We start from the raw sequence: 12,958 nt of genomic DNA, 5'->3' as shown, positions 1-12,958 counted from the left end.
CATGGGCATCAAGGTTCTGCTGGTCGAGGATGACCGCTCGTTGCGCGAGGCGCTGGCCGATACGCTGTTGCTGGCCGGCCACGACTACCACGCAGTGGGTTCGGCCGAAGAGGCGCTGAAGGCCGTCGAGCGCGAAGCGTTCAGTCTGGTGGTCAGCGACGTCAACATGCCGGGCATGGACGGCCATCAATTGCTCGGCTTGCTGCGCGCGCGGCAGCCGCAATTGCCGGTGCTGCTGATGACTGCCCATGGCGCAGTCGAGCGCGCGGTCGATGCGATGCGCCAGGGGGCGGCGGATTATCTGGTCAAACCGTTCGAGCCCAAGGCCCTGCTGGATCTGGTAGCGCGTCACGCCCTGGGCAGTCTCGGTATCAGCGACGCTGAAGGGCCGGTCGCGGTCGAGCCCGCCAGTGCTCAATTGCTGGATCTGGCGGCGCGGGTCGCACGCAGCGATTCCACCGTGCTGATCTCCGGCGAGTCCGGTACCGGCAAGGAAGTGCTGGCGCGCTACATTCACCAGCAGTCTCATCGCGCCAGTCAGCCGTTCATTGCGATCAACTGTGCGGCGATCCCGGACAACATGCTCGAAGCGACCCTGTTCGGTCACGAAAAAGGCTCGTTCACCGGCGCCATCGCAGCCCAGGCCGGCAAGTTCGAACAGGCGGACGGCGGCACCATTCTGCTCGATGAAATTTCCGAAATGCCCCTGGGCTTGCAAGCCAAGTTGCTGCGGGTGTTGCAGGAGCGGGAAGTGGAGCGGGTCGGTGCACGCAAGCCGATCACCCTCGATATTCGCGTGGTGGCGACCACCAACCGGGATCTGGCCGGCGAAGTCGCGGCGGGGCGGTTTCGTGAAGACCTTTACTATCGTCTGTCGGTATTTCCCCTGGCCTGGCGTCCGTTGCGCGAGCGCACCGCCGATATCCTGCCGCTGGCCGAGCGTCTGTTGGCCAAACACGTCAATAAAATGAAGCATGCGATGGCGAAGTTTTCGCCCGAGGCGCAAGCGTGCCTGATTGGTTATCCGTGGCCGGGCAACGTGCGCGAGCTGGATAACGCGGTCCAGCGGGCCTTGATTCTCCAGCAGGGCGGGTTGATCCAGCCGCAGGATTTCTGTCTCTCCGGGCCTGCGCTGTTCGCTCCATTGCCGGCGGTTGCGCCGGTTGTACCGGTCATTCGTGAAGTCGAGATCGAGGCGGACTCGGCCGGTGCGCTGGGCGATGACCTGCGTCGCCGCGAGTTCCAGATGATCATCGACACCCTGCGCACCGAGCGCGGTCGGCGCAAGGAAGCGGCGGAAAAACTCGGCATCAGCCCGCGCACCCTGCGTTACAAACTGGCGCAAATGCGCGATGCGGGCATGGATGTCGAAGGCTACCTGTTCGCGACCTGACCAGTGGCGCAAACGTTTGAAACGGCTTTTCTGAAAGCGGTGCCCATGAGCTGGCACCGTTGTTGCTAACACCTGAGTACCCGCCGAGTGAGTGTCAAAAAATTGCGGGCCGCCCAAGAGAGTAGACCATGAGCCAAGGTATTGAATTTAATCGGTTGATGATGGACATGAAGGCCATGCAAATGGACGCCATGTCGAAGCCGAAATCGACTTCCGCTGTCCCGGAAGTGGCAGGCAGCAACTTTTCCGACATGCTCGGTCAGGCCATCAACAAAGTGAACGATACCCAACAGGCTTCGAGTCAATTGGCCAACGCGTTCGAAATCGGCAAGAGCGGCGTCGATCTGACGGACGTGATGATTGCCTCGCAAAAAGCCAGCGTGTCGTTCCAGGCCCTGACCCAGGTGCGCAACAAGCTGGTTCAGGCTTATCAAGACATCATGCAGATGCCGGTTTAAGGACGAGATTGAGTCATGGCAGAAGCAGTCGCCGATAACGTTCCGGCCAAGGCCACCCCGATAGACGGCAAACCGCCGCTGTTCGGCCTGTCCTTCCTGGAAAACCTCTCCGAGATGACCGTGCTGCGTCAGGTGGGCCTGTTGGTCGGCCTGGCCGCGAGCGTGGCGATTGGCTTTGCCGTGGTGCTGTGGTCGCAGCAACCGGACTACCGGCCTCTGTACGGCAGCCTTGCCGGCATGGACGCCAAGCAGGTCATGGACACTCTGGCCTCCGCCGACATTCCCTACACCGTCGAACCGAACTCCGGCGCCTTGCTGGTCAAGGCCGATGACCTGTCCCGTGCGCGACTGAAACTTGCGGCCGCTGGTGTCACTCCCAGCGACGGCAACATCGGTTTTGAAATCCTCGACAAGGAACAGGGGCTGGGCACCAGCCAGTTCATGGAAGCGACCCGTTACCGTCGCGGCCTCGAAGGTGAGCTGGCCCGCACCATTTCCAGCCTGAACAACGTCAAGGGCGCGCGCGTTCACCTGGCGATCCCGAAAAGTTCGGTGTTCGTGCGTGACGAACGCAAGCCAAGCGCTTCGGTACTGGTCGAGTTGTACTCCGGTCGTTCGCTGGAGCCTGGCCAGGTGGTTGCCATCATCAACCTCGTGGCAACCTCCGTTCCCGAGCTGAGCAAATCGCAGATCACCGTCGTCGACCAGAAGGGCAACCTGCTGTCGGATCAGGCGGAAAACGCCGAAATGACCATGGCCGGCAAGCAGTTCGATTACAGCCGCCGCATGGAAAGCATGCTGACCCAGCGTGTGCACAACATTCTGCAACCGGTACTGGGCAACGATCGCTACAAGGCTGAAGTCTCGGCCGACATTGATTTCAGTGCCGTCGAATCGACCGCCGAGCAGTTCAACCCGGATCAACCGGCCCTGCGCAGCGAGCAGTCGGTCAACGAACAACGCACCGCCAGCAATGGCCCGCAAGGCGTGCCGGGTGCCCTGAGCAACCAGCCGCCGTCGCCGGCTTCGGCACCGCAAACCACCGGTGGCGCAGCGGCCCCGGCGAGCATGGTGCAACCTGGCCAGCCACTGGTTGATGCCAACGGTCAGCAGATCATGGACCCGGCCACCGGCCAGCCAATGCTCGCGCCGTACCCGGCGGACAAGCGTCAACAATCCACCAAGAACTTCGAGCTCGACCGTTCCATCAGCCACACCAAACAACAGCAGGGTCGCCTGAATCGCCTGTCGGTGTCGGTCGTGGTGGACGATCAGGTCAAGATCAACCCGGCCAACGGCGAAACCACCCGTGCGCCGTGGAGCGCCGACGAATTGGCGCGCTTCACCCGTCTGGTGCAGGACGCCGTCGGCTTCGATGCCAGTCGTGGCGACAGCGTCAGCGTGATCAACATGCCGTTCTCCGCCGAGCGCGGCGAAGTGATCGCCGACATTCCGTTCTACTCCCAGCCATGGTTCTGGGACATCGTCAAACAAGTGCTGGGCGTGTTGTTCATCCTGGTGCTGGTGTTCGGCGTGCTGCGTCCGGTGCTCAACAACATCACCGGTGGCGGCAAAAGCAAGGAGCTGGCCGGTCTGGGCGGCGACATGGAACTCGGTGGCATGGGCGGTCTGGATGGTGAACTGTCCAACGATCGCGTCAGCCTCGGCGGCCCGACCAGCATCCTGCTGCCGAGCCCGAGCGAGGGTTATGACGCTCAGTTGAACGCAATCAAGAGTCTGGTGGCAGAAGATCCGGGTCGTGTGGCCCAGGTCGTGAAAGAGTGGATTAACGCAGATGAGTGATAACCGAGCCGCCGTCGCCAAACTGTCCCGGGTCGATAAAGCCGCGATCCTGCTGCTGTCCCTGGGTTCGACCGATGCCGCACAAGTGCTGCGCCACATGGGCCCCAAAGAGGTCCAGCGCGTGGGTGTGGCCATGGCCCAGATGGGCAACGTCCACCGTGAGCAGGTCGAGCAGGTCATGAGCGAGTTCGTCGACATCGTCGGCGACCAGACCAGCCTGGGCGTCGGCTCCGACGACTACGTGCGCAAAATGCTCACCCAGGCCCTGGGTGAAGACAAGGCCAACGGCCTGATCGACCGCATTCTGCTGGGCGGCAACACCAGTGGCCTCGACAGCCTGAAATGGATGGAGCCGCGCGCCGTTGCCGACGTGATCCGTTACGAGCACCCGCAGATCCAGGCGATCGTGGTCGCGTACCTCGATCCGGATCAGGCCGGTGAAGTGCTGGGCAACTTCGACCACAAGGTGCGTCTGGACATCATCCTGCGCGTCTCGTCGTTGAACACCGTACAGCCGGCCGCGCTGAAAGAATTGAACCAGATCCTCGAGAAGCAGTTCTCCGGCAACTCGAACGCCTCGCGCACCACCCTGGGTGGCATCAAGCGGGCGGCGGACATCATGAACTTCCTCGACAGCTCGATCGAAGGTCAGCTCATGGACTCGATCCGCGAAGTCGACGAAGACCTGTCCGGTCAGATCGAAGACCTCATGTTCGTGTTCAACAACCTGGCCGATGTCGACGACCGCGGAATCCAGGCGCTGTTGCGCGAAGTGTCTTCCGATGTGCTGGTGCTGGCCCTCAAGGGTTCGGACGAAGGCGTCAAGGAGAAGATCTTCAAGAACATGTCCAAGCGTGCCGCCGAACTGCTGCGCGACGACCTCGAGGCCAAGGGCCCGGTGCGCGTCAGCGACGTGGAGACCGCGCAGAAGGAAATCCTCACCATCGCCCGCCGTATGGCCGAAGCCGGAGAAATCGTGCTCGGTGGCAAGGGCGGCGAGGAAATGATCTAAGCCCATGGACAAGCATGACGACGATGTGACGGACCTGATCCGTGCCCGGGACGTCCGCGGCTTCGATACCTGGGCCTTGCCCAGCTTCGACCCGCCGAAACCGGAGCCCGAGCCGGAACCGGAGCCTGAACCGCCGGAAATGGAAGAAGTGCCGCTGGAAGAGGTCCAGCCACTGACTCTGGAAGAACTCGAAAGCATCCGTCAGGAAGCCTACAACGAGGGCTTCGCCATCGGCGAAAAGGAAGGCTTTCACAGCGCCACCCTCAAGGTGCGTCAGGAAGCCGAAGTGGTCCTGACGGCCAAGGTCAACAGCCTTGAGCAACTGATGGGCCACCTCTTCGAACCCATCGCCGAGCAAGACACCCAGATTGAAAAGTCGCTGGTCGACCTCGTGCAGCACATCGCCCGTCAGGTGATCCAGCGCGAACTGGCCATCGACTCGACGCAGATCGAACACGTCATGCGCGACGCCCTCAAGCTGTTGCCGCTGGGCGTGGGCAATGTGCGGCTGTACGTCAATCCGCAGGATTTCGAACAGGTCAAAGCCTTGCGCGAACGTCATGAGGAAACCTGGCGCATCGTTGAGGATGAATCGCTGCTGCCGGGCGGTTGCCGGGTCGAGACCGATCACAGCCGGATCGACGCCAGCATCGAAACCCGCGTCAGCCAGGTCATGGCCAAGCTGTTCGACCAGTTGCACGAACAGGCCCTGCACCCGGCTGCGCCGGACCTGAGCCTGGACCTGCCGGAGTCGCCAAAACCGGCACCGGTCGCAGAAGAGCCGCTCGCGGACGCCCCTGATGCGCCTTGAACGCACCAGTTTCGCCAAGCGCCTGAGCACTTACGCCGAGGCCACCGAAATCGCCGGCGCGCCGATCCTCGAAGGGCGCCTGCTGCGCATGGTCGGCCTGACGCTCGAAGCCGAAGGCCTGCGCGCCGCCATGGGCACCCGCTGCATGGTGATCAACGACGACACCTATCACCCGTCCCAGGTTGAAGCCGAAGTCATGGGCTTTTCCGGCAGCAAGGTGTTCCTGATGCCGGTCGGCAGCGTGGCCGGCATTGCGCCGGGCGCCCGTGTGGTGCCGCTGGCTGACACCGGTCGCCTGCCGATGGGCATGAGCATGCTCGGTCGCGTGCTGGACGGCGCCGGACGTGCGCTGGACGGCAAGGGCGGCATGAAGGCCGAAGACTGGGTGCCGATGGACGGCCCGACCATCAACCCGCTCAACCGTGACCCGATCAGCGTGCCGCTGGATGTCGGCATCCGTTGCATCAACGGTTTGTTGACGGTCGGTCGTGGTCAGCGTCTGGGCCTGTTCGCCGGTACCGGTGTCGGTAAATCGGTGCTGCTGGGCATGATGACCCGCTTCACCGAAGCCGACATCATCGTCGTCGGCTTGATCGGTGAGCGGGGTCGTGAGGTTAAGGAATTCATCGAGCACATCCTCGGTGAAGAAGGCCTCAAGCGTTCCGTGGTGGTGGCGTCGCCGGCGGACGATGCGCCACTGATGCGTCTGCGCGCGGCGATGTATTGCACGCGGATCGCCGAGTATTTCCGTGACAAGGGCAAGAACGTCCTGTTGCTGATGGATTCCCTGACCCGTTTCGCCCAGGCCCAGCGGGAAATCGCCCTGGCCATCGGCGAGCCGCCGGCGACCAAGGGTTATCCGCCGTCGGTATTCGCCAAACTGCCGAAACTGGTGGAGCGCGCCGGTAACGCGGAGAAGGGCGGTGGGTCGATCACCGCGTTCTACACCGTATTGTCCGAAGGCGATGACCAGCAGGACCCGATCGCCGACTCCGCGCGGGGTGTACTCGACGGGCACATCGTGCTGTCGCGGCGGCTGGCCGAGGAAGGTCATTACCCGGCCATCGATATCGAAGCCTCGATCAGTCGGGTGATGCCGGCGGTGGTGTCGCCGGAACACATGACTCGCGCGCAATACTTCAAGCAGCTGTGGTCGCGCTATCAACAGAGTCGCGACCTGATCAGCGTCGGCGCCTATGTCGCGGGCGGCGACCGCGAAACCGACACGGCCATTTCCCTTCAACCGCAGCTGGTCAGGTATCTGCGTCAGGGTCTCAACGACAACATCAGTCTGGGTGAAAGCGAGGCGTACCTCAGCACGATTTTCGCCCCGGCGGCCGGCGGGTAATCCGTCATGGCCCTGAGTCGAGCCGCGCGCCTGGCGCCGGTGGTGGACATGGCCGAGAAGGCCGAGAAAACCGCCGTGCAGCGCCTGGGTTATTTTCAGGGGCAGGTGAAAGTGGCCGAGAGCAAACTCGCCGACTTGCATGCCTTCCGTCTGGATTACTCCGAACAATGGATCGTGCGTGGCAGCACCGGCGTGTCCGGGCAATGGCTGCTCGGTTTTCAGGGCTTTCTCGCGCAACTCGACACCGCTGTCGATCAGCAGCGCCAGAGCCTGCAATGGCACCAGAACAACCTGGACAAGGCTCGTGATGCCTGGCAGCAGGCATTCGCCCGGGTGGAAGGTCTGCGCAAGCTTGTACAACGCTATATGGAAGAAGCGCAGCGCGCCGAAGACAAGCGCGAACAGAAGCTGCTGGACGAATTGTCCCAGCGTTTGCCTCGCCACGAGGCGTTTTGACGGGCAGATCTCGCACAAATCCCGACGCCATCGCGCCTTGCCCATGGCCCCTCCAAGTGCTAAACCTTGTACACGTTCGTCAATGACAAGGAAGCCAGTACATGTCAGTCGTTACAGAAGTTTCTGCGGACAAGAAAAAACTGACGATTTCGGTCAAGGGGCGATTCGATTTCGCCAAGCATCAGGAATTTCGCCAATCCTACGAAAAAGAGCAGCCCGAGTCGGTGATTGTCGACCTCAAGGAGGCGACTTATCTCGACAGTTCGGCACTCGGCATGCTGCTTCTGTTGCGTGATCACGTCGGTGGCGACGACTCGGAAATTCGCGTGGTCAACAGCAGTTCCGACGTGAAGAAAATCCTCGCCATCTCCAACTTCGACAAACTGTTCGACATCAGTTGACGGCCATGCAGCCGCAAGAGCCGCTGACAATCCTGATCGCCGAAGACAGTGCCGCCGACCGGCTGCTGTTGTCGACCATCGTCCGTCGTCAGGGGCATGAAGTGCTGACGGCCACCCACGGTGCGGAGGCGGTCGAGGCGTTTATCCGGCAAAAGCCGCATCTGGTGCTGATGGACGCCATGATGCCGGTGATGGACGGGTTCGAAGCCGCGCGGCAGATCAAGAAGCTGGCGGGTGAGAGCCTGGTGCCGATCATCTTCCTCACCTCGCTGACCGAGAGTGAAGCCTTGGCCCGTTGCCTTGAGGCCGGCGGTGACGACTTTCTGGCGAAGCCTTACAACCAGGTGATCCTCGCCGCCAAAATCAAGGCGATGGATCGCTTGCGGCGTTTGCAGGCCACGGTTCTTCAGCAACGCGACCTGATCGCCAGGCATCACGACTATCTGCTCAACGAGCAACGGGTCGCCAAGGCCGTATTCGACAAGGTCGCGCATTCCGGTTGCCTGAGCGCACCGAACATTCGTTACCTGCAATCGCCCTATGCGCTGTTCAACGGCGATCTGTTGTTGGCCGCGTACACCCCGTCCGGCGACATGCATGTGTTGCTCGGTGACTTCACCGGTCATGGATTGCCCGCGGCCGTCGGCGCGATGCCGCTGGCCGAAGTGTTCTATGGCATGACCGCCAAAGGTTACGGTCTGGCCGAGACGCTGCGGGAAATGAACGCCAAGCTCAAGCGCATCCTGCCGGTGGACATGTTCTGTTGCGCCACGCTGTTGTGCCTGAGTTTTCAGCGACGTTCGGTGGAGGTCTGGAACGGCGGCATGCCTGACGGTTATCTGCATTGCCTCGCCACCGGGGAGCGTACGCCGCTGGCGGCACGCCACTTGCCGTTGGGGGTGCTCAGCCCGCAGACCTTCGATGACCGCACCGAGGTTCACCCGATGGCGGTGGGTGACCGGGTATTCCTGCTCTCGGACGGCGTCATCGACACCTGCGATGCCAACGATCAGTTATTCGGTGTCGAGCGCTTGCACAAGGTGTTCGCCGCCAATCGCCAGCCGGATCGGCTGTTCGAGGAAATCGAGCAGGCGTTGCAGGACTTTCGCGGCCAGGCCCGGGACGATGTGAGCATGGTCGAGGTCAGCCTGCTGGAAATGGCGCAGGTCAATCCAACGGCGCCAGTGTATTCCGACAGTGGCCAGTCCTGTCCGCTGGACTGGTCGGTGAGCTTCGAATTTCGCGGTGCCACGCTCAAACGCTTCAATCCGCTGCCTTACCTGTTGCAGTTGCTGCTTGAGGTGCATGGCTTGCGGGCGCAGAGTGGCGCACTGTACAGCGTGCTGGCCGAGCTTTATTCCAATGCGCTGGAACATGGCGTGCTGGGTCTGGATTCGAGCCTCAAGCGCGATGCCTCAGGTTTCGCCCGTTATTACGAGCAGCGCAATGCGCGCCTCGAGGCCTTGCAGGACGGTTACGTGCGCGTGCATTTGCAGGTGCGGCCGGAAGGCGAGGGCGGTTGTCTGGTGGTGCGGGTCGAGGACAGCGGCCAGGGATTCGATGTCTCGCGCGTGATGGAACAGCCGCTCGACGATGTCCGTCTGTCGGGACGCGGTGTCAGTCTGATCCGGCAGTTGAGCAAAAACCCGAGCTGGTCGGACGATGGTCGCAGTGCTCGCGTGGAGTTTTTCTGGGAGGCTCTGGCATAATCCGCGCATTCTTGATCAAGGAGTGAACAAGTGGCTGATACACATGTGGACCACGAGGCGCTAAGCGCGCTGCGGGAAGTGATGGAAGACAGCTATCCGGAACTGCTGGATACCTTTCTTGCCGATTCCGAAAATCGCTTGCGGGAGTTGCAGCAGACTGCCGATGCCGATGCATTGTCATCCGTTGCGCACAGCTTCAAGGGCAGCAGCAGCAACATGGGCGCGATTCGTCTTGCGGTGTTGTGCCAGGAGCTGGAACAGCATGCCAAAGACAAAAGCCCTTCTGAAATCATCAAGCTGGTCGCCGATATCCATAGCGAATTCGCCGATGTGCGGCCCGTTTATGTCGCCGAGCGGCAGCGCTCGCTGACCCACTGAACCTGCCGTCGGGCGGTTTTGTCGCAATTCTGACGAAACTGGCCCGGCACTTGCAGTCATCTATCCCAACTGTACCTACGATCCCAGTGCAGCGGAGACCGTGCCATGCCTGCAAGCCCCAACATTCTTCTTCAGACCGCCGCCCAGGGCAAGGCGCAAGCTGCCTCGGCCAAATCATCGGCAGTGGCCGCAGAGCCCGGGGACAAGGCCTCCAGCTTCGCTCAGGTGTTCGCCGATCAAGGCCCGAACAAACCCTCGGTGAGCGTCGACAATTCGGCCAAACCTGCCCGTGACAAGGTTGCTGACAACAGCGGCAAGAAAGACCTGGGTAAGGATCAGTCTGCCGCCCCGGCGCCGGCGGTTGCCGATAGCGGCAAAGCCTTGCCCGCCGACAAACCGGCGACGGCGGCAACGGACGACAAGACTGCTGCTGATGATGAGACTGCCGATACCGCAACGACTCCTGTTGTCGACACAGCACCGGTGGATCCGGCACTGGTGGCAGCGGTAGAGCCCGTCGTTACCGCACCGGTAGCCGCCACCCCTGTCGTCGATACCGCCGCAAAACCGGAAACCGACAAATCAGCCGTGGCGGCATTGCCGGGTATGGTCAAGGATCCGGCACCGGCCACTGACCCGGCTTTCGACCCCGAGGCGGATCCGCTGGATTCGCTGCCTGCCGTGCGCATGGCCATGGAGCAGAGTGGGCACATTTCCGCGTCCAGTCAGTCTCAACCCAAGGCCACCCCGGCCCAGGCTCAGGCTGACGGTGAATTGACCTCGGCGCAGAACTTCGCTGCCGGCATGGCCAGCATGCTCGATGTGCAGGCGGACAAGGACAGCACCAGCCAGGGCGGCGAAAAGGCATTCAGCGGTCTGATCGATGACGGCCTGAAGGACCTGAAGACTGCCACCAGCGACACCCGCGTGGATGATTTCGCCAACCGTCTGGCGGCGCTGACTCAGGCTGCCACGCCGAAAACCGCCAACGCGGTGCCGGTAAACCAGCCGATTGCCATGCACCAGAACGGCTGGACCGAAGAAGTGGTCAACCGCGTCATGTACCTGTCGAGCAACAACCTGAAGGCGGCTGACATCCAGTTGCAGCCGGCCGAGCTGGGACGGCTGGATATTCGGGTGAACATGGTGCCGGACCAGCAGACCCAGGTGACCTTCATGAGTGCGCATCCGAGCGTGCGTGAAGCCCTCGACGGTCAGATGCACCGCCTGCGCGAGATGTTCACCCAGCAAGGCATGGGGCAGGTCGACGTCAACGTTTCCGACCAGAACCGTGGCTGGCAGGGTCAGGGTCAGGAGCAGGCGCAACAAGGCCAGACGGGGCGCACCCGTGCTGCTGGTGGTCGCCTGGACTCTTCGGAAGAAGAGTTGACGTCTGCGACCGTGGCTGAAGCGGCTGCTACGGCCACACACGTGATCGGCTCCAGCGCCGTCGACTACTACGCCTGATATTCAAGGCAAATTAACTGTGGGAGCGAGCTTGCTCGCGAAGGCTTTTTGACGAACAACACCTGTGTTGAATGTTAAACCGCTTTCGCGAGCAAGCTCGCTCCCACAGTTGTTTGCGCTGCCCCTGTCTACCCCTCCAACACTTCTGGCATAACACTTGCTCTTGCCTTGCCGTGCGACTGTGAAAACCCGATTAGTGACGGATTATTGGCATGGCGAAGAGCGAAGCTGCAGCAGTAAAAGACCCCGCAACCAAAGGCAAACTCAAGCTGATCATCATGATCGTGCTGGGTCTGTTGCTGGCGATCGGTACGTCCGTGGGGGCGACCTGGTTCTTCATGCACAGTGCCCAGAGCAAGCCCCAGGCGGCGGCCGAAGCGGCACCGGTCGGCAAGCAACCGGCGATTTTCGAGCCGATGGCGCCGGCCTTCGTGGCCAACTACAACCAGAACGGCCGTCAGCGCTACATGCAGGTGAGCATCACCATGCTGGCGCGCAATCAGGCGGATCTGGAAGCGCTCAAAGTGCACATGCCGGTAATCCGCAACAACCTGGTGATGCTCTTCTCCGGTCAGGATTTCGCCACGCTGGCGACCCCGGTCGGTCAAGAGATGCTGCGCCAGAAGGCTACAGCCAGCGTCCAGGAAGTGGCGCAGAAAGAGCTGGGCAAAGTGGTGATCGAACAGTTGCTTTTCACTAATTTCGTACTGCAGTAGGAACACGACATGGCCGTGCAGGATCTGCTGTCCCAGGATGAAATCGACGCGCTGTTGCATGGCGTCGACGATGGTCTGGTACAGACCGATAACGCTGCCGAACCCGGCAGTGTCAAAAGCTACGACCTGACCAGCCAGGATCGCATCGTCCGTGGACGCATGCCGACCCTGGAAATGATCAACGAGCGTTTTGCCCGCTACACCCGTATCAGCATGTTCAACATGCTGCGCCGCTCGGCGGACGTTGCCGTCGGTGGCGTACAGGTGATGAAGTTCGGCGAATACGTGCACTCGCTGTACGTGCCGACCAGCCTCAATCTGGTCAAGATCAAACCCCTGCGCGGCACCGCGCTGTTCATCCTCGACGCCAAACTGGTGTTCAAGCTGGTGGACAACTTCTTCGGCGGCGACGGCCGTCACGCCAAGATCGAAGGGCGTGAATTCACCCCGACCGAACTGCGCGTGGTGCGCATGGTGCTGGAGCAGGCGTTCGTCGATTTGAAAGAAGCCTGGCAGGCGATCATGGAAGTCAACTTCGAGTACATCAACTCGGAAGTGAACCCGGCCATGGCCAACATCGTCGGCCCGAGCGAAGCGATCGTGGTTTCCACGTTCCACATCGAACTCGACGGCGGTGGCGGCGACCTGCACGTGACCATGCCGTACTCGATGATCGAGCCGGTGCGTGAAATGCTCGACGCCGGTTTCCAGTCGGACCTCGACGACCAGGACGAACGCTGGGTCAACGCCCTGCGCCAGGACGTGCTCGACGTCGACGTGCCGATCGGTGCCACCGTGGCTCGCCGCCAGTTGAAACTGCGCGACATCCTGCACATGCAGCCGGGTGATGTGATTCCGGTCGAAATGCCGGAAGACATGATCATGCGCGCCAACGGCGTGCCGGCCTTCAAGGTCAAGATGGGCTCGCACAAAGGCAACCTCGCGTTGCAAGTCATCGAGCCGATCGAGCGCCGCTGAAGCGGCGCCCTCATTCCCTGATTCTTTT

General features: G+C 61.7%; 13 protein-coding genes. All 13 read left to right on the top strand.

The window, feature by feature from the left end; translation table 11 throughout:
* Nucleotide 1 precedes the first annotated feature (1 nt).
* Nucleotides 2-1,393 carry a sigma-54 dependent transcriptional regulator gene (locus CAF79_RS19025; RefSeq protein WP_085699466.1) on the top strand — a complete coding sequence of 464 codons (1,392 nt, stop codon included), beginning with the start codon at nt 2-4 and terminating at the stop codon, nt 1,391-1,393.
* Nucleotides 1,394-1,521: 128 nt separating this feature from the next.
* Nucleotides 1,522-1,851, top strand: a complete 330-nt coding sequence (gene fliE / locus CAF79_RS19020; protein WP_011333048.1) for a flagellar hook-basal body complex protein FliE — start codon at nt 1,522-1,524, stop codon at nt 1,849-1,851.
* Nucleotides 1,852-1,866: 15 nt separating this feature from the next.
* On the top strand, nt 1,867-3,654 hold the full coding sequence (fliF, locus tag CAF79_RS19015; protein ID WP_085699463.1) for a flagellar basal-body MS-ring/collar protein FliF: 1,788 nt from the start codon (nt 1,867-1,869) through the stop codon (nt 3,652-3,654).
* Complete coding sequence (gene fliG / locus CAF79_RS19010; RefSeq protein ID WP_007958288.1) at nt 3,647-4,666, top strand: flagellar motor switch protein FliG; 1,020 nt, start codon at nt 3,647-3,649, stop codon at nt 4,664-4,666. Before fliF ends, fliG begins: the two co-directional genes overlap by 8 nt.
* 4 nt (nt 4,667-4,670) lie before the next feature.
* Entirely contained in the window at nt 4,671-5,477 is an 807-nt protein-coding gene (fliH, locus tag CAF79_RS19005) for a flagellar assembly protein FliH (RefSeq protein ID WP_085699461.1), read from the top strand.
* Entirely contained in the window at nt 5,467-6,825 is a 1,359-nt protein-coding gene (fliI, locus tag CAF79_RS19000; RefSeq protein ID WP_085699459.1) for a flagellar protein export ATPase FliI, read from the top strand. Before fliH ends, fliI begins: the two co-directional genes overlap by 11 nt.
* 6 nt (nt 6,826-6,831) lie before the next feature.
* Nucleotides 6,832-7,281 carry a flagellar export protein FliJ gene (gene fliJ / locus CAF79_RS18995; RefSeq protein ID WP_085699457.1) on the top strand — a complete coding sequence of 150 codons (450 nt, stop codon included), beginning with the start codon at nt 6,832-6,834 and terminating at the stop codon, nt 7,279-7,281.
* Nucleotides 7,282-7,382: 101 nt separating this feature from the next.
* Complete coding sequence (locus CAF79_RS18990; RefSeq protein WP_011333053.1) at nt 7,383-7,682, top strand: STAS domain-containing protein; 300 nt, start codon at nt 7,383-7,385, stop codon at nt 7,680-7,682.
* A gap of 5 nt (nt 7,683-7,687) precedes the next feature.
* Nucleotides 7,688-9,391 carry a fused response regulator/phosphatase gene (locus CAF79_RS18985; RefSeq protein ID WP_085699455.1) on the top strand — a complete coding sequence of 568 codons (1,704 nt, stop codon included), beginning with the start codon at nt 7,688-7,690 and terminating at the stop codon, nt 9,389-9,391.
* Nucleotides 9,392-9,421: 30 nt separating this feature from the next.
* Nucleotides 9,422-9,769, top strand: a complete 348-nt coding sequence (locus CAF79_RS18980; RefSeq protein WP_085699453.1) for an Hpt domain-containing protein — start codon at nt 9,422-9,424, stop codon at nt 9,767-9,769.
* 105 nt (nt 9,770-9,874) lie between these two features.
* Entirely contained in the window at nt 9,875-11,236 is a 1,362-nt protein-coding gene (locus CAF79_RS18975) for a flagellar hook-length control protein FliK (protein ID WP_085699451.1), read from the top strand.
* Nucleotides 11,237-11,448: 212 nt separating this feature from the next.
* Nucleotides 11,449-11,952, top strand: a complete 504-nt coding sequence (fliL, locus tag CAF79_RS18970) for a flagellar basal body-associated protein FliL (RefSeq protein WP_085699449.1) — start codon at nt 11,449-11,451, stop codon at nt 11,950-11,952.
* Between the two features lie 9 nt (nt 11,953-11,961).
* Nucleotides 11,962-12,930, top strand: coding sequence for a flagellar motor switch protein FliM (gene fliM, locus CAF79_RS18965; protein WP_003222890.1), 969 nt, complete (start codon nt 11,962-11,964; stop codon nt 12,928-12,930).
* The last annotated feature ends 28 nt before the right edge of the window (nt 12,931-12,958 follow it).

Origin of the sequence: Pseudomonas sp. B26(2017) (assembly GCF_002113045.1) — a bacterium.
GTDB lineage: Bacteria > Pseudomonadota > Gammaproteobacteria > Pseudomonadales > Pseudomonadaceae > Aquipseudomonas.
This window is presented reverse-complemented; position numbering and strand designations above follow the sequence as displayed.

What these genes read in the sequence shown, in the direction of transcription:
- fliE (WP_011333048.1), top strand. Translation starts at nt 1,522, where the DNA reads ATGAGCCAAGGTATTGAATTTAATCGGTTGATGATGGACATGAAGGCC.
- fliI (WP_085699459.1), top strand. Translation starts at nt 5,467, where the DNA reads ATGCGCCTTGAACGCACCAGTTTCGCCAAGCGCCTGAGCACTTACGCC.
- fliJ (WP_085699457.1), top strand. Translation starts at nt 6,832, where the DNA reads ATGGCCCTGAGTCGAGCCGCGCGCCTGGCGCCGGTGGTGGACATGGCC.
- CAF79_RS19025 (WP_085699466.1), top strand. Translation starts at nt 2, where the DNA reads ATGGGCATCAAGGTTCTGCTGGTCGAGGATGACCGCTCGTTGCGCGAG.
- fliH (WP_085699461.1), top strand. Translation starts at nt 4,671, where the DNA reads ATGGACAAGCATGACGACGATGTGACGGACCTGATCCGTGCCCGGGAC.
- fliF (WP_085699463.1), top strand. Translation starts at nt 1,867, where the DNA reads ATGGCAGAAGCAGTCGCCGATAACGTTCCGGCCAAGGCCACCCCGATA.
- CAF79_RS18990 (WP_011333053.1), top strand. Translation starts at nt 7,383, where the DNA reads ATGTCAGTCGTTACAGAAGTTTCTGCGGACAAGAAAAAACTGACGATT.
- fliG (WP_007958288.1), top strand. Translation starts at nt 3,647, where the DNA reads ATGAGTGATAACCGAGCCGCCGTCGCCAAACTGTCCCGGGTCGATAAA.
- fliM (WP_003222890.1), top strand. Translation starts at nt 11,962, where the DNA reads ATGGCCGTGCAGGATCTGCTGTCCCAGGATGAAATCGACGCGCTGTTG.
- CAF79_RS18975 (WP_085699451.1), top strand. Translation starts at nt 9,875, where the DNA reads ATGCCTGCAAGCCCCAACATTCTTCTTCAGACCGCCGCCCAGGGCAAG.
- CAF79_RS18985 (WP_085699455.1), top strand. Translation starts at nt 7,688, where the DNA reads ATGCAGCCGCAAGAGCCGCTGACAATCCTGATCGCCGAAGACAGTGCC.
- fliL (WP_085699449.1), top strand. Translation starts at nt 11,449, where the DNA reads ATGGCGAAGAGCGAAGCTGCAGCAGTAAAAGACCCCGCAACCAAAGGC.